The 19,219-nt window shown below is 43.6% G+C and carries 23 protein-coding genes and 1 tRNA gene; 4 read left to right on the forward strand and 20 right to left on the reverse strand.

The features are described 5' to 3' along the window. Positions 1–11: 11 nt before the first annotated feature. A tRNA-Arg gene (locus tag MKX49_RS24100) sits at positions 12–83 on the reverse strand. Between the two features lie 289 nt (positions 84–372). Here MKX49_RS24100 and clpP point away from each other — a divergent pair. Further along, positions 373–978 (forward strand): ATP-dependent Clp endopeptidase proteolytic subunit ClpP, encoded by a 606-nt coding sequence (gene clpP / locus MKX49_RS24105; RefSeq protein WP_034309977.1) that lies wholly within the window; start codon positions 373–375, stop codon positions 976–978. A gap of 99 nt (positions 979–1,077) precedes the next feature. Here clpP and MKX49_RS24110 read toward each other — a convergent pair whose 3' ends face one another. The 16 genes from MKX49_RS24110 to MKX49_RS24185 all read right to left on the reverse strand — a co-directional run bounded on the left by MKX49_RS24110 (position 1,078) and on the right by MKX49_RS24185 (position 14,653). Then, positions 1,078–1,335, reverse strand: a complete 258-nt coding sequence (locus MKX49_RS24110; RefSeq protein WP_048688029.1) for an HPr family phosphocarrier protein — start codon at positions 1,333–1,335, stop codon at positions 1,078–1,080. A gap of 20 nt (positions 1,336–1,355) precedes the next feature. After that, complete coding sequence (gene whiA / locus MKX49_RS24115; protein ID WP_048688026.1) at positions 1,356–2,309, reverse strand: DNA-binding protein WhiA; 954 nt, start codon at positions 2,307–2,309, stop codon at positions 1,356–1,358. A 67-nt stretch (positions 2,310–2,376) separates the two neighbouring features. Next, complete coding sequence (locus MKX49_RS24120) at positions 2,377–3,363, reverse strand: gluconeogenesis factor YvcK family protein (protein ID WP_318291976.1); 987 nt, start codon at positions 3,361–3,363, stop codon at positions 2,377–2,379. Further along, on the reverse strand, positions 3,353–4,252 hold the full coding sequence (gene rapZ, locus MKX49_RS24125) for an RNase adapter RapZ (protein WP_048688021.1): 900 nt from the start codon (positions 4,250–4,252) through the stop codon (positions 3,353–3,355). Before rapZ ends, MKX49_RS24120 begins: the two co-directional genes overlap by 11 nt. Before the next feature lie 45 nt (positions 4,253–4,297). Beyond that, on the reverse strand, positions 4,298–4,756 hold the full coding sequence (locus MKX49_RS24130) for an NUDIX hydrolase (RefSeq protein WP_034309963.1): 459 nt from the start codon (positions 4,754–4,756) through the stop codon (positions 4,298–4,300). 558 nt (positions 4,757–5,314) lie between these two features. Continuing rightward, positions 5,315–6,262: a thioredoxin-disulfide reductase gene (trxB, locus tag MKX49_RS24135; RefSeq protein ID WP_034309960.1), complete on the reverse strand. Its 948-nt coding sequence runs from the start codon at positions 6,260–6,262 to the stop codon at positions 5,315–5,317. Positions 6,263–6,365: 103 nt separating this feature from the next. Beyond that, positions 6,366–7,868 (reverse strand): tetratricopeptide repeat protein, encoded by a 1,503-nt coding sequence (locus tag MKX49_RS24140; protein ID WP_063595786.1) that lies wholly within the window; start codon positions 7,866–7,868, stop codon positions 6,366–6,368. After that, positions 7,861–8,046 carry a hypothetical protein gene (locus MKX49_RS24145; protein WP_340878082.1) on the reverse strand — a complete coding sequence of 62 codons (186 nt, stop codon included), beginning with the start codon at positions 8,044–8,046 and terminating at the stop codon, positions 7,861–7,863. The genes MKX49_RS24140 and MKX49_RS24145 overlap by 8 nt, the downstream gene beginning before the upstream one ends. Positions 8,047–8,077: 31 nt before the next feature. Next, complete coding sequence (gene hisIE / locus MKX49_RS24150) at positions 8,078–8,734, reverse strand: bifunctional phosphoribosyl-AMP cyclohydrolase/phosphoribosyl-ATP diphosphatase HisIE (RefSeq protein ID WP_251540511.1); 657 nt, start codon at positions 8,732–8,734, stop codon at positions 8,078–8,080. After that, complete coding sequence (gene hisF / locus MKX49_RS24155) at positions 8,731–9,489, reverse strand: imidazole glycerol phosphate synthase subunit HisF (protein ID WP_063595784.1); 759 nt, start codon at positions 9,487–9,489, stop codon at positions 8,731–8,733. The genes hisIE and hisF overlap by 4 nt, the downstream gene beginning before the upstream one ends. Next, positions 9,490–10,224, reverse strand: coding sequence for a 1-(5-phosphoribosyl)-5-[(5-phosphoribosylamino)methylideneamino]imidazole-4-carboxamide isomerase (gene hisA / locus MKX49_RS24160; protein WP_063595783.1), 735 nt, complete (start codon positions 10,222–10,224; stop codon positions 9,490–9,492). Continuing rightward, on the reverse strand, positions 10,221–10,853 hold the full coding sequence (gene hisH / locus MKX49_RS24165) for an imidazole glycerol phosphate synthase subunit HisH (RefSeq protein WP_340878083.1): 633 nt from the start codon (positions 10,851–10,853) through the stop codon (positions 10,221–10,223). Before hisH ends, hisA begins: the two co-directional genes overlap by 4 nt. After that, positions 10,854–11,441: an imidazoleglycerol-phosphate dehydratase HisB gene (gene hisB / locus MKX49_RS24170; protein ID WP_048688005.1), complete on the reverse strand. Its 588-nt coding sequence runs from the start codon at positions 11,439–11,441 to the stop codon at positions 10,854–10,856. It abuts the gene before it with no gap. 89 nt (positions 11,442–11,530) lie between these two features. Next, a complete protein-coding gene (gene hisD / locus MKX49_RS24175; RefSeq protein ID WP_323596313.1) occupies positions 11,531–12,820 on the reverse strand; it encodes a histidinol dehydrogenase in 1,290 nt (429 codons plus the stop codon). Between the two features lie 26 nt (positions 12,821–12,846). Next, positions 12,847–13,476: an ATP phosphoribosyltransferase gene (gene hisG, locus MKX49_RS24180; RefSeq protein ID WP_034311625.1), complete on the reverse strand. Its 630-nt coding sequence runs from the start codon at positions 13,474–13,476 to the stop codon at positions 12,847–12,849. After that, a complete protein-coding gene (locus tag MKX49_RS24185) occupies positions 13,469–14,653 on the reverse strand; it encodes an ATP phosphoribosyltransferase regulatory subunit (protein ID WP_048687999.1) in 1,185 nt (394 codons plus the stop codon). Before MKX49_RS24185 ends, hisG begins: the two co-directional genes overlap by 8 nt. A gap of 474 nt (positions 14,654–15,127) precedes the next feature. Here MKX49_RS24185 and MKX49_RS24190 point away from each other — a divergent pair, with 474 nt between their 5' ends. From MKX49_RS24190 to MKX49_RS24200, 3 genes are all read left to right on the forward strand, one after another. Next, positions 15,128–16,186, forward strand: a complete 1,059-nt coding sequence (locus MKX49_RS24190) for a processed acidic surface protein (RefSeq protein ID WP_340878084.1) — start codon at positions 15,128–15,130, stop codon at positions 16,184–16,186. A 1-nt stretch (position 16,187) separates the two neighbouring features. Then, positions 16,188–16,820 (forward strand): class D sortase, encoded by a 633-nt coding sequence (locus MKX49_RS24195; protein WP_340878085.1) that lies wholly within the window; start codon positions 16,188–16,190, stop codon positions 16,818–16,820. Between the two features lie 78 nt (positions 16,821–16,898). After that, complete coding sequence (locus MKX49_RS24200; RefSeq protein WP_340878086.1) at positions 16,899–17,042, forward strand: hypothetical protein; 144 nt, start codon at positions 16,899–16,901, stop codon at positions 17,040–17,042. Positions 17,043–17,079: 37 nt separating this feature from the next. Here the strand turns inward: MKX49_RS24200 and MKX49_RS24205 are convergent, their stop codons facing one another. The 3 genes from MKX49_RS24205 to MKX49_RS24215 are packed head-to-tail and all read right to left on the reverse strand — an operon-like array spanning position 17,080 to position 19,200. Then, entirely contained in the window at positions 17,080–17,598 is a 519-nt protein-coding gene (locus MKX49_RS24205) for an acyltransferase (RefSeq protein ID WP_054398691.1), read from the reverse strand. Further along, complete coding sequence (ppaX, locus tag MKX49_RS24210) at positions 17,595–18,266, reverse strand: pyrophosphatase PpaX (protein WP_323596317.1); 672 nt, start codon at positions 18,264–18,266, stop codon at positions 17,595–17,597. Before ppaX ends, MKX49_RS24205 begins: the two co-directional genes overlap by 4 nt. Further along, on the reverse strand, positions 18,256–19,200 hold the full coding sequence (locus MKX49_RS24215) for a nucleoside recognition domain-containing protein (protein ID WP_251540531.1): 945 nt from the start codon (positions 19,198–19,200) through the stop codon (positions 18,256–18,258). The genes ppaX and MKX49_RS24215 overlap by 11 nt, the downstream gene beginning before the upstream one ends. Positions 19,201–19,219 lie beyond the last annotated feature (19 nt).

Below are 19,219 nucleotides of genomic sequence, written 5' to 3' on the forward strand. Positions count from 1 at the left end.
AAGATTGGTAATGCCCTCGGCAGGAATCGAACCTGCATTTCAAGCTTCGGAGGCTTGCGTTCTATCCGTTGCACTACGAGGGCGTAATAGAAAATATTTTTTCAACAGACTTCATTATATGATAGAATCCCCTCCTTTGCAAGGGTTATCAGGTTTAAAACTTTATCATTTGGGTATTATGGGTAATGTGGAAATTCATCCCTGTGCGGCATAATATATAAAATAATCTATCAGGAAGGAGCCCTAGCCAGAAAATTGTCGAACAAATTATCCATAATAGGGTTTGTTTTGTTTGACCTAAATTGACCAAAAAGTGTATCATACATACATAAAGAATTTAAATGATTCTCTTAATCGAAGGAGGAAATGAACATGAATTTAATTCCTACAGTTATCGAACAAACAAGTCGTGGGGAGCGTGCCTACGATATTTACTCCCGTTTATTAAAAGACCGGATCATTATGCTAGGAAGTGCAATTGACGATAATGTTTCCAACTCCATTGTTGCTCAATTACTATTTTTAGAAGCGGAAAATCCTGAAAAAGATATCACTCTATACATCAACAGCCCTGGCGGAAGCATCACTTCCGGTATGGCCATTTACGATACCATGCAATATATCAAACCTAATGTATCGACAGTATGCATCGGTATGGCCGCTTCCATGGGTGCTTTCCTATTGGCCGCTGGCGAAAAAGGCAAACGTTATGCGTTGCCAAACAGTGAAGTCATGATTCACCAACCACTTGGAGGAGCTCAAGGTCAAGCTACGGAAATTGAAATTGCTGCCCGCCGTATCCTTCACTTGAAAGATAAGCTGAACCAAATCTTGGCAGAACGTACAGGACAACCTATCGAAGTCCTTCAAAGAGATACGGAACGTGATAACTTCATGACTTCCGAAAGAGCTCTTGAATATGGCTTGATTGACAAAGTCATCACGCGCAGCGTTCTTGATGATAAAAACTCTAAGTAATCCTGCAACAAAAGAAAGGCTCCGGAGATCGCCATAAGCGACCTCCGGAGCCTTTTTTCATGATAAAAGAAAAGGATGCACATTTAGGCATCCCCTTTTTTAACCCTCTTGCTGAACGAACTCTTCCAATGCTTCTAACGCTTCTTTTTCATCGCGTCCTTCGACGATTAACTTCACGGACACGCCAGAACTGATGGCTAGGCTCATTAATCCCATTATACTTTTTGCATTCACTTTCTTTCCTTCTTTTTCAAGAAAAACATCTGAATGAAAGCGGTTAGCTTCTTGTACAAAAAGAGCCGCCGGCCGAGCTTGCAAACCCGTTTTCAATTTTACCTCAACTTGTTTCTCCACCATCTTGATCTCCCCTGTTAGCTTTATTTTTTCGCAGCAATAGCCTCTCCCCCACGGAGCCTGTCAGCTATTTCATCAATCTTTCGCAATCGGTGATTAATCCCGGACTTACTGATGGTTCCCCCGGATACCATTTCCCCAAGTTCCTTTAAGGTTATATCCTGAAACGCTATCCTAAGCTCCGCAATTTCCCGAAGCTTATCCGGTAAAATGCCAAGTCCTACCGTATCCTCGATATAATGGATATTTTCAACCTGGCGCAATGATGCCCCGATCGTTTTGTTCAAATTGGCTGTTTCACAATTCACAAGCCGATTCACTGAATTACGCATATCACGGACAATCCGTACATCCTCGAACCTTAATAAAGCTGAATGGGCGCCAACTATACTTAAAAACTCGGCAATCTTTTCGGCTTCTTTCAAATAAATGATGTACCCCTTCTTGCGTTCAAGTGTCTTGGCCTTCAAGCCAAACTTATTCATTAGCTCACAAAGGGCATCATTGTGCTCTTTATAAAGTGAGAAAATCTCAAGGTGATAGGAAGACGTTTCCGGATTGTTAACCGAACCCCCTGCAAGAAATGCACCTCTTAGATAAGAACGCTTACAGCATTTCTTCCCAACAATAGTATCGGATATATCATGGAGAATTTCAAAGCCATCGCCTAAAATTTCCAAATCGGTTAAAACCCGCTGCCCTCCGGATGACATCCTGACAATATATACATTGTTCTTTTTAAGCTTCATCTTTTTACGGACCAACAGCTCGACCTGGACCTCATAACTTTTTTTCAGCAGCGTATAAATCCTTCTGGCAATCGCAGCATTCTCAGTTTGAATATCCACAACAAGCTTCCGATTAGAAAATGAAAGGGATCCGTTCATCCGGATAAGCGCACACAATTCCGCTTTACCGCAGCAATCCTTTCCCTCTAATGTTGTAAGCTCTTTTTTTGTTTCTGAAGCAAAAGACATCCATTTCACCCCCAATCGAACGCAGGTAATCTATTTTTATCAATCAAAAAACCGTCCCCGCTTATATCTACGGTACTATGTGGCTTTTTGTTTCATTTACAAGCATATTATAAAGCAAATCCGCCACTTTTTTCGTATCATGGCGTATTACATTCCCTTCATAGCTGAAAATGCGTTCTTGTATGATTTCAAGACCCATCATTTTTAAGCTTTCCACATCATACATGACCGGTTTTGCATATTCAGCTTGATAGCGCTGCTGAATCTCGGTTGGTATTTCCTCATTATTAACAAGTATCCTGTCAATATATGCATTTCCCATATGGTCATATATCGCTTTTATATGATCACTCGCGCTATAATCCAGAGTCTCGCCGGCTTGTGTCATCAAATTGCAAATGTACACCTTCTTAGCCTTGGAACGGGCTACCTCTTCTCCTAAACCAGGGACAAGTAAGTTAGGCAGAATGCTAGTATATAGGCTTCCTGGACCTATGACTATAAGATCTGCCTGCTTGATTTCCTGGAGAGTTTCACTAAGCGGCTTTATATGACGAGGAGACAGGAATACTTTTTTTATTTTCTTTCCTGAGAAGGGAATCTTGGATTCTCCTGTAACAATCGTTCCGTCATCCATCTTTGCATGGAGAACCACACTTTGGTTGGCAGCCGGAAGCACTTTACCGCGGACATTAAGGAATTTACTCATTTCCTGGATCGCATGGACGAAATCCCCGGTCAGCGAAGTCATTGCCGCCAGTATCAAATTCCCAAGCGAATGCCCTGACAACTCATTTTTACTCTGAAAGCGATGCTGAAACATTTGTTCAACAAGGGGCTCTACATCCGATAACGCAGCCAGCACGTTACGAATATCACCCGGAGCGGGAATATCCATATCCTCGCGAAGGCGGCCTGAACTTCCACCATCATCAGCAACCGTTACGATTGCCGTTATATCCACCGGATGCTTCTTTAACCCTCTCAACAAAACAGGAAGGCCGGTTCCCCCTCCGATGATCACAACCTTAGGCTGTTTCTTTTTATCTAACATCTGCTTTCCCCTTACTTTTTTCGATATCGCGATGTGATACTTGAACCCTGTAATCCTTTTTGAAGTGGTTTGAAATATATTCCGTCAAAGCTACAGAACGGTGCTGACCGCCTGTACACCCAATCGCAACAACAAGCTGTGCTTTCCCTTCACGTTTATAATATGGAAGCATGAAAGCGAGCAGATCGGTTACTTTTTCCAGGAATTTTTGCGTCTCACTCCATTTTAAAACGTAACTCGACACTTCCTGTTCCAAACCAGTCCTTGGCCTCATATGATCAATATAATATGGATTTGGCAGGAACCGTACATCAAACACAAGGTCGGCATCTATGGGTAGACCATGCTTGAACCCGAACGACATGACATTGACTGTAAAACCGACACTTTTATCGGCAGAAAACTCCGAAGCGATTTTCTCCCTCAATTCGCGCGGCTTCAGTTGGGAAGTATTAAAGATCAACTGGGCCCTTCCCTTCAATTCGTCCAAAAGTTCCCGTTCCATTTTAATGCCTTCCAATGGCCGGCCTAATGGAGCAAGGGGATGGGTCCTTCTCGTTTCCTTATATCTGCGTACCAAGGAATCATCATCCGCTTCAAGAAAAAGGATTCTTGGTGAGACTGCAGCTGCATCCGTTAAATTATCCAGTGCAAGAAATAAGGAATCAAAAAATTCCCTTCCCCTTAAATCCATGACAAGAGCCACTTTATTCATCTTATTCCCGGAGTCCTTCATTAACTCCAAAAACTTTGGCAACAGCGTGGGCGGCAAATTATCGACGCAAAAAAAGCCGAGGTCTTCAAAACTTTGAACCGCCACTGTCTTGCCTGCTCCGGACATTCCGGTAATGATGACCAATTGCGTTTCACTCATCTGCCCTGTACTCATAGTTTCTCCGCCCCCATGTATAGCAATCTTTTTTATATCTAAAAATTAACCTGGATCCAACCGGTAAGAAAGCAGCTTGAACTCTGGCGTATAGGTAAAGGTTCCATAGATGATCCCACTGCCATGAACCATATAATCCAGGATGTGAAAATCACCTTCAGCCATCATCAGCTTTTTAACATCTTCAACCGGATGCCAGCTAAGTTCCCCTTCTTCACAAACATCCACATTTACACCATCGGAATCCGTTGCAAAGAAAGTGAACATCATCCATTCTGATAAAACTTTATCTCCGTCCTTCATGATGAAGGTGAAAATACCTTTGATGGAAGGGTTTTTTAAATAAACGCCCGTTTCTTCGCGATATTCCCTAATGCAAGCATCGCGTACAGACTCCCCAGGTTCCATCTTGCCGCCGGGAGCTACCCACCATCCGCGTCTAGGCTTTTTCAATAAGAGGATTTGATTATCTCTGATCAATACACAGTTTGTGACACGTTGCACGTTCTTCACCTCGATTGGCTCTGCTCGACTATAGAAACCTTCACCCCCCGTGTTGAAGAGATTCAGTTTATATCCTTAAACCGCCGCTAGATATCCATTTGGCGATTTACAAATGCTAATAGTTCAAACAAGTTGTATTTTTCATCTTCTTACCATTATGAAAGATTTATATATGTTTAGTATATCTTATCATTATACTATTTTTAAAATGAGCAAACAATAAAGTAAACTTCCTGCATTGGGGGAATCTTCATTCGCAAGGAATCACATAGGTAAGCCTTTATCCTGCTTAACTCCTATTCTTCTCCACTTTCGCTTCCTAAATGCAAAGGAACGGCTTGCTTCACATTAAAAACCGCTTGGGAACATCCTAAAAATTGGAACTAAAGATATAGTCTCAAAGCAGGAAAACAAAAAAAAGACACAGAAACTTATTCTGTGTCCTTAAACGTTTATAATTAAAGGGGGTCAACTTCTATCCCCTACTATACCGAATCATTATTTCACGCATGTTACAACATCGTTAAAATGGAATTACGATTGTATATTCTTGTGATATCAAGCCTTTGGCTGCAATTTTTCTTGAAGTTCCTCAACAAAATGCTGAGCGGATTGGGCGGCAATGCTTCCATCGCCTGTAGCAGTAACGATTTGGCGCAATGTTTTTTCACGAACATCACCTGCAGCGAAAATACCAGGTACGCGTGTTTCCATCCGATCATTCGTTTCAATATAGCCTGTTGAGTTCAAGATGCCCAAGTTTTCAAATGGTTTCGTTAGCGGAAGCATTCCGATATAAATGAATACACCGTCTGCGTCCATCACTGTCTCTTCTCCGTTTTCAGTGGAAACTAGTGTGACACCGCCGACCTTGCCGCCTTTTTCATTGATTTCCTTCAAAGTGTGATTCCAGATGAAGTTAATTTTCTCATTGGCAAATGCACGATCTTGAAGAATCTTTTGAGCACGAAGTTCGTCACGTCTGTGAACGATCGTCACTTTTGAAGCAAAGCGAGTTAAGTACACACCCTCTTCAACAGCAGAGTCTCCGCCGCCGATAACGAACAGTTCTTTTTGCTTGAAGAATGCACCATCACAAACTGCACAATACGATACACCGCGGCCGCCCAATTCTTTTTCGCCAGGAACGCCGATTTTCTTGTATTCGGCACCAGATGAAATGATGATTGAACGTGCTTTGAATTCCTTTGAACCGGCTTTGATCGTTTTATACTCTTCACCGTCGATGATTTCCTTAACATCCCCATAGGCATACTCCGCACCGAATTTCTTTGCATGGTCAAACATTTTCGTTGAAAGTTCAGGTCCGAGTATAGTGTCGAATCCAGGATAATTTTCAACTTCCTCCGTATTGGCCATTTGCCCGCCCGGTACTCCGCGTTCTAACATCAATGTTGAAAGGTTCGCACGTGATGTATAGACAGCCGCCGTCATCCCTGCAGGACCAGCTCCAATAATAACAACGTCATAAATTTTTTCAGACATGTTTTCACTCCTCCATATTCCATTACAAATGGAACCTTCACTACGGTTAGTGTTCCCTACCTATTATCCTATATAACAAATAATTTTTCGTCCAAATATCTGCTCATCCGAGTAAGTTTTGAACCAACTTCACGTACTTCGATAAGGTGGACACCGAAATGAAATGTTTGTCTGCGATTGCCTGTTTGCTCGCCTTCTCACTTTTAAGCTGAATCCACACATACTCCACCGCAGATGCCCATCCTGCAGGATTATTTAGCTTCTGCTCGGATTTCACCGCTTCGATGAAAACGGAAAACCACATTAAATAGAGCCCGGCTTCATTTAATTGAATCGGTTGGAAATGCTGATATAATAACTCAGCTGTGCGATCGGCAAAATCAATCGGTGTTAATTGGCGATCTTTAGCAGGACCTTGAACAAGTTCGGCATAATCACGTTCCAATTCAGTGAAATTCTGGTTTAGGTTGAGGACCTGGTTTTTCAATAGCTTCTGTTTATGAACCGAATGTTTCAGAAGGAAAATGGCAAAAAGCCTTTCTTCGATGAATTCACTTTCCAGCCTTTTTATAATAGAAGGAAAATGATGTTCAAAACCATCTGAAGTTGCATTCATATCTCCCCAAGGCTCCATGCCTTCCTTTTCCGGGTTCATTTCCACGACCTTTTTCCATGCCTTTTTGGCAGCCTGTTCGTGGCCTAAGTGGTAAGCGGAAATGGTAAGCCAATAGTAGAAGGTTCCATCTCCTTCGAACCCTTGCTTTTGAAGTCCTTTAAGCCAATTATATGCAGAATCATAATTTCCGATCAGAGCGAAGGTCGCTCCAAGCTTGAAACGATGTTCGGATAGCATCGGCCTAATTTTCTCCAGCATCTGTATGAGCTCTTCAACCTTTGCCTCATCCTGTTGATAATGATGAAATACAACAAGGTTACAAAGAGCATGCAGGTTTCCCGGACTTTTTTCCAATACCTCATCAAGTGTTGCAAAAGCTTCATTCACTTGACCAAGATAGAAATAGGCAAGTGCCAGGTTATTATAAGCGGACCAGTAATCCTCGTACTCGGCAATCGTTTCTTTCAGCACTTCGATCGCTTTCGGGAAATTGCCTGATTCCAGGTACTCACGGGCTTGTTCCTGTTTGGTAATGAGCCCATCATGCTTAAAGGGATTTTCTTCTGACTCATCCGACTCAAAAGTTATCAATTCAAGCAGATCCTCTGCGTCATCGCTGAACTCCCCGTCTTCTTCTTTATCAAGATAAGCACTGGCGTGACGATAAGCCTCCTTGAACATGCCTAAGTGGGCATAATTATTAGCCAGGAAGTAATGACATTCCGACATATAGGGATCCATCACATCCAAGATGTTTTCCAAAAGGTTGTTTGAATAATTATATTCACCGATTTCCGAGCAAGTGATTGCCAATTGACAAGCTATCATCGGTTCAGCAGGTTCAAGTTCCAGCGCACGTTCCAGGTATTTCTTTGATTTAGGTAATTCCCGTCTATGATAAGCTTTTAAACCCTTGGTGAAATAATACTCACCTGTTGGGTGAAAGGTTAGAATTTTTGCCTGTTGGCCAAATTTAGAGTCTTTACTCATGTAATCCTCCATCTACAAGTTGATTAACCATAGTATTATAACATATTGGAGAAAATTTGCCGAACAATTCAAGAAAATGGAAAACAGGAATCATCATGCTTTCTTCAAGAAAAATCGAAGCATTTTCCTTGTCATATGGGGATTCAAGATCGCTGCTCGCCATCGTAAATACACACAAAAGCCCTCCTATTGACGGAGGGCAATCACATTCATTCGGTTTCTTTCGGTTCGTCCTTATCGGCATGTCTAGCCTTCAATACATCAAGTACCGCTTGGAAAGGCAGCTCCTGCTCTTGAAGAAGAACGAATAAGTGATAGAGGAGATCGGCACTTTCCATCGAAAGTTCCTCTGCATCACGGTTCTTAGCAGCAATGATCACTTCTGCCGCTTCTTCACCGACTTTCTTCAGGATCTTATCAACGCCCTTATCGAATAGGTAGGTCGTATATGAACCTTCAGGCATTTCCGATTTTCTTTTTTCAATCAATCTTTCCAATTCCGTCAAGAAAGTCACATCCGCCTTCACGTCTTGTCCGGCTTCACCATTTTGGTAAATCGTTTCGCTAAAACAGCTTGTTGCCCCAGTATGGCACGCAGGACCTGCAGGCACGACCCGAACGACCAATGCATCTTGATCGCAGTCATACTTCATTTCGGTGATTTTCTGGATATTGCCGCTGGTTGCTCCTTTATGCCATAATTCATTGCGCGAACGGCTGAAGAAAACCGTTTCCCCTTTTTCAATCGACAATTGCAGAGATTCTTGATTCATGTAAGCAAGTGTCAGCACTTCGCCTGTTCCTGCATCTTGAATTATTGCCGGTACCAAACCTTTTTCATCGTATTTAATAGTTTCAAGATTCATCGTACAACCACTCCTTGTTGTTTGAGAAACGCTTTGACTTCTTTAACGGATGTTTCTTTATAATGAAAAATCGATGCCGCTAATGCTGCGTCGGCTTTACCTTCTTGGAAGGCTTCCTGGAAATGTTCAGCGTTGCCTGCCCCGCCAGAGGCGATGACCGGAACTGAAACGGCTTCAGATACCGTTTTTGTCAAAGCGATATTAAACCCTTGTTTCTCGCCGTCACAATCCATGCTTGTCAATAAAATTTCCCCAGCACCGCGGGATACGGCTTCCTTCGCCCACTCGGTCACTTCCCATTCAGTCGGTTTCCGGCCGCCGTGGGTATATACCCGCCAAGACCCAAGCCCTTCATCATATCGGGCGTCTATGGCAACCACGATACATTGGGAACCAAAATAATCAGCACCTTCATTAATTAAATCCGGACGCAGGATGGCTGCTGTATTTAAGGATACTTTATCGGCACCAGCCCGCAGGATCTTCTTCATATCCGCCAATGAATTAATGCCGCCGCCCACCGTGAACGGGATTGCCAAGCTGCCCGCTACCGCTTGAACGACGTCGACGATCGTTTCCCTGCCTTCATGTGATGCGGAAATATCCAGGAAGACAAGCTCATCGGCACCTTCTTGGTCGTAAAAGGCTGCAAGTTCGACCGGATCTCCAGCATCCCTAAGGGAAACAAATTGTATGCCCTTGACTACGCGCCCATCTTTTACATCGAGACATGGAATAATTCGTTTAGTGAGCATTTAACCACGCACCTTTTCTAGTGCTTCTTCTACAGTAAAGCGGTTGGTATAAAGTGCCTTGCCAATGATAGCCCCTGCAATGCCTTGGGCTTCATACTCCTTGAGGGTGATAAGGTCTTCGAGTGAACTAATGCCTCCTGAAGCAATCACGTTTTTACCAGTTGCCTCCGCCATGGCCAATATACCTTTCACATTCGGCCCTGAAAGCATGCCATCCGTCGCGATATCAGTCACGATAAAGGTCTCGGCACCAGCATCGGCCAGTAGTTTGCCAAGATCTACCGCAAGGGTTCCAGACGTTTGAAGCCAGCCATGAGTGGCAACCTTGCCATCCTTCGCATCGATCCCGATAGCGATATGGCTTCCATATTTCCTAATCATATCTTTAGTGAAATCAGGGTCTGAAACGGCCGAGCTGCCTAGAATGACACGTTCCACTCCATTATCCAGATAATGGGCTATATCCCGTTCCGTTCGGATGCCGCCGCCGATTTGAATGCGGGCGCCTAACTCACTTGCCGCTTTAATTACGTATGAATCATTGATTCTTACTCCCTCTTTAGCTCCGTCAAGGTCGACCATATGTATCCAACCGGCTCCTTGGTCCGCAAAGCTTTTAGCCATATCGAAGGGGGAATCACCATAAACGGTTTCCTGATTGTAATCTCCCTGGATTAAGCGGACGCATTTGCCTCCGCGCATATCAATCGCCGGGTAAATAGTAAAGTTGCTCATGCTTCTTCCTTCCCTTCTACTAATGACAGATAATTTCTCAAGAGTGACATCCCCATATTCCCGCTTTTTTCCGGGTGGAACTGCATGCCGAATACATTCCCTTTACCGACGATCGCCGGCACTTCCACATCATACATCGCCGAAGCGGTAACGAATGATTCATCTGTATCGACGTAGTATGAATGGACGAAATAAACATGTTCCTCTTCCAGCCCCTCATTCACTGGTGATGCGTGTTTGAATTCAAGTCGATTCCAGCCCATGTGCGGCACTTTATAAACCTGGTCATTCGCATCCACTCCCTTAAAACGAACGACTTTTCCCGGGATGAGGGATAATCCTTTTGCCGGTCCATTTTCCTCACTTTCATCAAAGAGAAGCTGCATACCAAGGCAGATGCCTAATAGATACCCCCCATCCGCTACATATCCCCGTAGAAATTCATCCAGCTTTTGTTTTTCCAAGAGACTCATGGCATCCCTGAAAGAGCCAACGCCGGGAAGTATGATCCCTTTCGCCTTTGAAAGTTCTTTTGGGTCATCGGAAATGAATGAACCGGCACCAAGGCGCTCAAGCCCTTTACTTACAGAAAATAAATTCCCCATGCCATAATCGACGATCCCGATCATTTACAACATTCCTTTCGTCGAAGGGATGCCTTTGACACGTGGATCGATTGTCGTAGCTTCATCCAATGCACGTCCAAGCGCTTTGAATATTGCTTCGATCATATGATGTGTGTTGTGACCGTAATGAACGACTACATGAAGGTTCATCCTGGCTTCAAGAGCGAATTTCCAAAGAAACTCGTGCACCAGTTCAGTATCGAAAGTACCGACCTTTTGCGAAGGAAACTCAGCCCGGAACTCAAGATGCGGACGATTGCTTAAATCGATGACAACCTGGGCGAGTGCTTCATCCATAGGTACGAAAGCATTTCCGTAACGCTTTATCCCGCGCTTGTCTCCAAGGGCCTCCAATAACGTCTGACCCAAGCAAATGCCAATATCTTCAGTTGTATGGTGATCATCCACGTCCGTATCCCCATTTGCATCTACTGTCAAATCAAACTTCCCGTGTTTCGTGAACAAATCCAGCATATGCGTCATAAACGGAACGCCGGTCTTAATGGAGGAATTACCTTCCCCATCCACATCAAACTTCAAACTTATTTCCGTTTCATTCGTCTTTCGCTCCACACTAGCAAAACGTTCCATTACAGCTCCTCCTCAACGGGGTACGACCCCTTTTCCTAAGATGTAAATGCATGTCTAAAGTTTTTATATCACCGATTTCACTTATTTAATCATTCAGGACCTTTTCCCGATTCATTCACACCACGTGATTCGATGGCACGGGCATGGGCCTCCAATCCTTCCATTCGGGCAAATGCTGCGATTTTTTCTGCATTTTTGCGGAAGGCCGTTTCACTATACATGATGATGCTCGATTTCTTTTGAAAATCATCCACATTCAGCGGGCTGGAAAAACGGGCGGTTCCATTGGTAGGCAACACATGATTGGGGCCTGCAAAGTAATCCCCGACGGGCTCCGAGCTAAAGCGGCCAATGAAGATTGCACCGGCATGGCGGATTTTAGCCATGATTTCAAGTGCATCCTTGGTCACAATTTCCAAATGTTCCGGTGCAAGTTCATTAATCGCTTCAACAGCTTCTGCCATATTCCCGCATACAACGATTCTTCCATAATCCCTTATCGAGGCTGCAGCAATATCATGACGTGGAAGCAACGCCACCTGCTTGGTCACTTCTGCTGCCACTTCTTCTGCAAGAGACGTAGAAGTCGTGACCAAAACACTGCAAGCCCGGGCATCATGCTCCGCCTGTGATAACAAGTCTGCCGCTACTTCTGCAGCGATGGCCGTTTCGTCCGCCAATACCGCTATTTCACTTGGACCTGCTATCATATCAATGGCGACATCCCCGAATACTTCGCGCTTCGCTAACGCCACATATATATTTCCCGGACCCACTATTTTATCCACTTTCTTAATTGTTTCCGTCCCATAAGCGAGGGCAGCTATGGCCTGGGCCCCGCCAACTTTATAGATTTCCTTAACTCCGGCAATTTTAGCGGCTGCCAAAACCGCTGGCGATAATTTCCCATCTTTCCCTGGAGGAGATACCATAACGATCCGTTCCACCCCCGCGGCCTTCGCAGGAAGTGCATTCATCAATACTGACGAAGGATAGGCCGCTGTGCCTCCAGGTACATAAACACCTACAGCATCAAGAGGTGTCAATTTTTGTCCTAGCATCGTTCCCGTATCATCAGTCGTAAACCATGAATTTCGAATTTGTTTCTCGTGAAACATTCGGATATTATTCGCAGCTTCTTGAATAATCTCAAGCTGCTCAGCAGTCAATGCCGCTGTCGCTTCTTCCATTTCCAGCTCCGATACAAGCAATTCCCCTGGACTGACACCATCGAAACGTTCGGTATAGGTATGTAAAGCCGCGTTTCCGCTTTTCCTGACATCATAAATAATATCCTGAACCGCTTTTCTTTGATCGGCAGTACCTGCTTCAACCGAGCGTTTCAGGGAAATCCCTTCAGCAAACCGTTCTATTTTCATACCTTCACCTCATTAGCGATTCTTTACTATTCAATAATTTCTGCTAGCCGTTCCACGATTTCGGTAATCCTTGCTTCTTTAATTCGATAGCTGACAGGGTTTGCTACCAGCCTCGAAGTCACATTGGCGATTTTCGCATATTCCACAAGACCGTTTTCCTTCAATGTCCGCCCGGTTGAAACGATATCGACGATTCGTTCAGCTAAACCAATTAACGGTGCTAACTCAATAGACCCATTCAACTTTATAATCTCGACTTGCTCCCCCTGCTCGCGAAAATAACTGGAAGCAACATTCGGGTATTTACTGGCTATTTTGGGGGCGATGTCACTTATTTTCGTACCTGGCAGTCCAGCTACAGCCAAGTAGCAGGCACTGATTTTCAAATCAAGTAACTCATAGACATCACGTTCTTCCTCAAGCATGACATCCTTCCCTGCAATTCCAATGTCAGCGACGCCGTGTTCCACATAGGTTACGACATCCATCGGTTTAGCTAAAATGAACCGCAGATTCTCTTCTTCCACCTCAAGGATCAATTTCCGGGAATCATCAAACTCGGGAGGGAGACGAAAACCGGCCCTTCTTAATAGCTCTGCCGCTTCTTCAAATATTCTCCCTTTCGGCATGGCAATCGTTAAAAAGCTATTATTCATCTTTTCCATTCCCCCCGTTCCCCACGAATAAATGAACTTCAGAAAATGTCCGTGTAAAAGCATCGACATTTTGGACGACTGTAATATCTTGAATCGTTACCAATTTCCCTACGGAGCGTTTTTCCCTTGCAAAACCGATCGCTTCCAATCTTCGTTCAGGACTGAATAAAATACATTCTGGCGCGACAGGCTGAATCGGCTCCCCAAGAGCTTCTGCAAGACGATCCACCCGGATTGCAAAACCTGTGGCCGAAGCATTCCAGCCGAACTTCTCAAGCAGATTATCATACCGGCCGCCATTGCCGATTGGAGAACCGACTTGTCCGGCATACACTTCAAATAAAGTTCCCGTGTAATAACTCATATGACTGACCAATGTTAGGTCGAAGCTCACATATTGTTCAACGTCAAATTCTTTTAGCTGCGCAGACAATTCCTTCAGTTCAGCCAAAGAATCTTGCCCTTTATTATTTTCAACCAACCCTAGCGCCTTTTCCACGGTTCCTTCACTGCCACGTAAGGAGGTAAATTCGATAAGCCGTTGTTTATCAATGGATGAAAGCGGCAGTGATTTAACATGCTCGCGATAACCAACATAATTTTTTTCATACAAAAACTTCCTTAATATAGAGGCCCTTTCTTCCGTACCTAGAATACTCAAGAAAAACTCTTGCAGAAATCCGATATGTCCAATGGAAATTTTAAATTCCTGAAGCCCTGCAGCCTTTAGAGCATCCGCAAGCAGGGCAATCATTTCAGCATCGGCACTTATTGACTTATTTCCGATACATTCAATGCCAATCTGTTCGAATTCTGCCGGCCTGCCTCCTTCACGCTGCTGTGCCCGGTATACATTCGCGGAATAGGCCAGGCGAAGCGGAATTTGCTGTTTTAGCAGCTTGGATGCTGCGACCCGTGCAATGGGCGCTGTCATCTCGGGACGGAGTACGAGCGTATGCCCCTGGGAATCAAGAAGTTTAAACAACTGTTGATCCAATATTGCTGAAGCCTCGCCAATTGTTTCATAATATTCCAAAGCTGGCGTTTCAATAAATTGATAGCCCCACTTCTTGATTTCATCACTCATTTTATTTCTGGCCGACACTTTCGTTTCATACAGCACCGGCAATGTATCTCTCATGCCTAATGGTTTTTCAAACATAAATGGCTTTGTCACGACTGCACATCCTTTTGCAATATTGATTACTATCTATATCCAATCGGTCCGCCTATAGGCAAAAACCGATGCACCCATTCCCTATTTTGTGTTTATCCCTTTATCTTTCCAAGGTTTTCACGCTTAAATCCAATTTTCGGATAACATATAAAAATAGTATCAAATTAAATGACATAATCATATAAATAATCGCAATAATCTATTAAATTACTTTAGTTCGCTAATATGGTAGCAGGTTGAAGTTATTAATAGTTTACCCCCGCCCCCACCTCACGTCAAGGAAAATATGCCTAATCCCATTCCTTCCATACCACGTCGGTCTTGGATATTCTTCATGATCGGTTTAAGCCCTTTTCCCTAGACGATTCCTCCTATCTTTAGCCATTCATTGTTATTAATGTGTACCTTTTGGTTTAGCTGTTTTATAATACATAGGGGTTTGGCAATATTAGATAAATTTAGGGGGATATGGGAATGAAGAAATATTTTTCGTTTTTTGTGGCACTTATCGTTCTTTTTTCACTAGGTTCAAGCGGAACGAAGGGTTTTGCGGCAACTAAGATCAACCAGGATGAGCTTAATGCATACCTTTCTGAAGTTAGAATGACGCAAGAAGAATTGGAAGAGTATTTATCCTATTACGACTTAACATTGAATGAATTGAAATCGGCAGAAGAGTTGCGTGAAACATTAGGACCTGCCGTCACTCCTGAGACCTTACAGAATCTACTTAAACAATATGAAATGACAGAAGCTGAACTTACTGAATTACTAATGGAATACGGCGAACTGGAAGAGGGGGATTCCATCATCGATACCTTCCATTTCATTTACGACATTGAGGATATCATCGATTTAGAAATGAATTATGATGAGGAAGAGATGGAATATGATGAAGAAGAGATCAGCGATTTAATGGATGGTCTCTTTACTGAGATCGGCCTTACGGACGAAGAGCTCGACAGATTCATGAACCACCTTTTGCCTATCGTCGAAGACCCTTCTTTTGAATCTCGTTTAATGGCGATCTCCGATAGGATGAATCAACTAGAGTATTTTGAAACAATTGATGAATTATCTGCAGAACAAGTGGCAGAATTGCTTTCGATATATAATGATCTTCAAAGCTTGCTGCAAATTCAATTCAAATTCGCTTTAATTCAGGATGGTGTCAAGACAAACCTTTCCCTTGATGCATTATTCCAGCTTAAGGAATTGACGAATGCTAGTTTACTAGTTTCCATTTATGATTTAAACGGCAAGTTCCTGCTCGATTTTACATTGACCGGTGAAATGATCGGTTCCGATTTAGTGAAAGAAACCGGCAATGACATGAAACAGTCCAATGAGGTCATTTCTAAAGTGGCTGAGGTAAAAAAAGAAAAGAAGAAACCGGCAAAACCTGAGCATAAAACGGAAAAAGGCGGAGTGCTTCCTAAAACGGCAGGTAATTATTTATTCGGTGCTTTATTCGGTTTAGTGTTGATGGGTATCGCTTTCGGATTAATTAGAAAAGCGAGACTCACTAATTAAGATGAGCAAAAAAAGGCAATCCAGGCATAAGAAAAAATCGTTGCTTATCACTGCTGTATGCTTTTTGACCTTAGGTTTTTATTTTACAACGACAAACGCTTATACGCTGTTAAAAGGCTATGCCCTATATAAATGGAATAATCCTGACACGACGGAAGCAACGGCTAAGCTCCCCGAACCGAAGACGAAAGCAGATAATCCTGATGGCATTGAACTATATGAAGAACGACCGGAAACCGGTGATTTGATGGGTGAGCTATATATTCCAAAAATCGAAGCAACACTCCCGATTTATCACGGAACGGACGAAGATGAGCTCGAAAAAGGCGTCGGTCATTATGCAGGATCCGTCCTTCCCGGTGAAAAGGATAATTCCGTTTTATCCGGTCATCGAGATACAATTTTCAGAGATCTAGGTGAAGTCGGCGAGGGTGACTTGCTGATTGCCAAGACAGAAGCAGGTACGTTTACATATAAAGTGAGGAAGGTCCGTATCGTCGATGCAGATGACCGTACCGTGATCGTTCCCAAGCCTAAAGCCACACTTACAGTAACAACCTGCTACCCGTTTTCATATATTGGTAGTGCACCGGAACGGTACGTATTGGTTGCCGATTTATTGAAATCGGAATAGATAAATGAGATGCGGGGCTGAAGTCGTTCAGCTCCCTCTTCATAAATCTTTACTAGATGATAGGAGGCCAAGCTCAATATGGAAAAACAGGAACAGGAAAGGTTTTTTCAAATTTTAAAAGAAACGTATGAAGCGACGGTGAACCAGGAAAATGTATCAATCAACGAAGTGATAGAGCATCTAAAGAATGAACTGACTCCGTTATACCCAAAATGCCATTAAAAAAGGACCTGCCGCATATAGGGGCAAGTCCCTTTTTTCATAAGGAAGTTTGCTGCTCTCTCTCAAGCATTTCCTCTTTGGTATATATGATTTTCATTGGATTCCCGCCAACGAAAGCTCCCTCCGGAACATCCTTATGGACAAGCGTCCCCGCAGAGACAATCGCTCCATTACCAATTGAAAGTCCTGGAAGAATGGTCGAATTCGCGCCAATCAATACTTCATCGCCAATGACCACTTCTCCTAAACGATATTCATGAATCAAATATTCATGAGCAAGGATCGTTGTATTATAGCCAATGACAGTATTTATTCCGACCGATATTTTTTCCGGAAACATCACATCCGGCATGACCATCAAGGCAAACGAAGTATGCTTCCCGACCTTCATATGTAAAAAAGTCCTGTATAGCCAATTCTTCATGCCCAGAAAAGGCGTGTAACGCGCTAGCTGTATCACCACAAAATTCTTGACGACTTTCCAGAATGGAACGGTCTTATATACATGCCATAGTGAATTGGCCCCTTCAACTGGATAGCGGGACGTGCGTCTCATTTTTTTCTAGCCTCCGTGAGTTTTTCAACCTCAACGATACTCAATAAATCCGCCATCTGCTCAAGCATATAATCAGGGTGATAGCTTTCCAGGAATTCACGGCCTTTAATGGACCAGGAGACCCCTGCCGTTTTTGTACCTGTATTTTTCCCGCCCATAATATCATGATAACTGTCGCCAATCATGATCGCTTCTTCAGGAACCGAACCGAGCTGATGTAAAGCTTTTACCAAAGGCTCTGGGTCCGGCTTTGCCTTTTCCACCTCATCCAGTGTGACCACCACTTCAAAGAACTGATCCAGTTTGCTTAAACGCAGTCCCTTTTCGACGACATCGCGCTTCTTTGTCGTAACGACTGCCAATTTATAACCGCTCTGCTTCAGCGTTTGAACGGTTTCGAACACCCCGTCAAATTGTGTGACAAGCAAATCATGGTTCCTCCAATTATGCTCCCGATAGTATGCGATCATTTCATCCACACGTTTTGGATCAATGGAAGAAAACGTATCGATCAAAGTCGGTCCGATAAATGGAATGATATCTTCCCGATTGTACTTTCCGGGACAAAAGTGGTTTAAAGTTTCTGTAAAAGAGGCGATGATCAATTCATTTGTATTGATCAAAGTACCATCAAGATCAAATAATAATGTAGTTATGTTACTGTTCATATACAGCTTCCTTTCTCTGTACCCTATCAGTCCGATTCCATATATACGCAACGGCCATCGTTAAAACAATGGCAGTGAGCAGCCGAATAAGTAACAGCGGCAAGACCGGAATCCCCAGCGGAATAAAAATCAGTGTGTCTTCTACAACAGCATGGCAGGCAACTAAAAAGATGAATGCAATCGTCATATCCTTCTTCGAAACATTATCCTCTTTAGCCGCTTGAATCATCACGCCTGCGCCATATGCCAAACCGAGAGTCAGGCCTGTAACGAAAGGCATGGAAGCATTCGGCTTCATCCCCAGGACCTTCATGAAAGGGGCAAGGGCTTTCGAGAAGGCTTCCAGCCACTTTAAATCCTTCATGATTTGAACCGCAACCATGAGCGGAATAACGATGACCGCCAGCTGGCCAATACCTGAAAGGGCCTGGATGACCCCATGCAAAAGGATTGCTCCCGTTCCGTTAATCTCTGCAGCCTCCCCGATAGCCGTTCCTTGGGCCATTTCAGATCCGCCCTGCCAAACAAGATTGATGACGACAGCGGACAAAAGCGCAAGCCCGATCCGTACTGTTAGGATGACCCACAGCTTGACACCGGTTTTCATCGCCACACCTGACTCGATCAATAAATTATGTGAAAAAGATAGCATCATAGCGATGATAAAAACTTCTTTCACAGTCAAATCAAGCGTTAATATGCCTGCAATCGCTGCGTATAAATTCAGGAAATTCCCTAATACAAGCGGAATTGCAGCATCCCCTGGAAGACCGATGAGATTCATCAAAGGCGCTATCAAGTTGATGATGAACGGCAATACAGGCGTATATTGAAGCACAGTGACGATCAGAGTAACCGGAAATATCACTTTCCCCAAAGACCAGGTTGTATTCAAGCCTGAAAGAAGTCCCTTTTTAACCGAATCCACTATCACTATGCCCTCTCCCTTTTCA

The sequence above is a fragment of the Peribacillus sp. FSL M8-0224 genome, from assembly GCF_038003055.1.
Taxonomy (GTDB): domain Bacteria; phylum Bacillota; class Bacilli; order Bacillales; family DSM-1321; genus Peribacillus; species Peribacillus frigoritolerans.

Excerpts from the sequence above, each read along its gene's own strand:
- clpP (WP_034309977.1), top strand. The coding sequence starts at position 373 with ATGAATTTAATTCCTACAGTTATCGAACAAACAAGTCGTGGGGAGCGT.
- MKX49_RS24110 (WP_048688029.1), bottom strand. The coding sequence starts at position 1,335 with ATGGTGGAGAAACAAGTTGAGGTAAAATTGAAAACGGGTTTGCAAGCT.
- whiA (WP_048688026.1), bottom strand. The coding sequence starts at position 2,309 with ATGTCTTTTGCTTCAGAAACAAAAAAAGAGCTTACAACATTAGAGGGA.
- MKX49_RS24120 (WP_318291976.1), bottom strand. The coding sequence starts at position 3,363 with ATGTTAGATAAAAAGAAACAGCCTAAGGTTGTGATCATCGGAGGGGGA.
- rapZ (WP_048688021.1), bottom strand. The coding sequence starts at position 4,252 with ATGAGTACAGGGCAGATGAGTGAAACGCAATTGGTCATCATTACCGGA.
- trxB (WP_034309960.1), bottom strand. The coding sequence starts at position 6,262 with ATGTCTGAAAAAATTTATGACGTTGTTATTATTGGAGCTGGTCCTGCA.
- MKX49_RS24140 (WP_063595786.1), bottom strand. The coding sequence starts at position 7,868 with ATGAGTAAAGACTCTAAATTTGGCCAACAGGCAAAAATTCTAACCTTT.
- hisIE (WP_251540511.1), bottom strand. The coding sequence starts at position 8,734 with ATGAATCTTGAAACTATTAAATACGATGAAAAAGGTTTGGTACCGGCA.
- hisF (WP_063595784.1), bottom strand. The coding sequence starts at position 9,489 with ATGCTCACTAAACGAATTATTCCATGTCTCGATGTAAAAGATGGGCGC.
- hisA (WP_063595783.1), bottom strand. The coding sequence starts at position 10,224 with ATGAGCAACTTTACTATTTACCCGGCGATTGATATGCGCGGAGGCAAA.
- hisH (WP_340878083.1), bottom strand. The coding sequence starts at position 10,853 with ATGATCGGGATCGTCGATTATGGCATGGGGAATTTATTTTCTGTAAGT.
- hisB (WP_048688005.1), bottom strand. The coding sequence starts at position 11,441 with ATGGAACGTTTTGCTAGTGTGGAGCGAAAGACGAATGAAACGGAAATA.
- hisD (WP_323596313.1), bottom strand. The coding sequence starts at position 12,820 with ATGAAAATAGAACGGTTTGCTGAAGGGATTTCCCTGAAACGCTCGGTT.
- hisG (WP_034311625.1), bottom strand. The coding sequence starts at position 13,476 with ATGAATAATAGCTTTTTAACGATTGCCATGCCGAAAGGGAGAATATTT.
- MKX49_RS24190 (WP_340878084.1), top strand. The coding sequence starts at position 15,128 with ATGAAGAAATATTTTTCGTTTTTTGTGGCACTTATCGTTCTTTTTTCA.
- MKX49_RS24195 (WP_340878085.1), top strand. The coding sequence starts at position 16,188 with ATGAGCAAAAAAAGGCAATCCAGGCATAAGAAAAAATCGTTGCTTATC.
- MKX49_RS24200 (WP_340878086.1), top strand. The coding sequence starts at position 16,899 with ATGGAAAAACAGGAACAGGAAAGGTTTTTTCAAATTTTAAAAGAAACG.
- MKX49_RS24205 (WP_054398691.1), bottom strand. The coding sequence starts at position 17,598 with ATGAGACGCACGTCCCGCTATCCAGTTGAAGGGGCCAATTCACTATGG.
- ppaX (WP_323596317.1), bottom strand. The coding sequence starts at position 18,266 with ATGAACAGTAACATAACTACATTATTATTTGATCTTGATGGTACTTTG.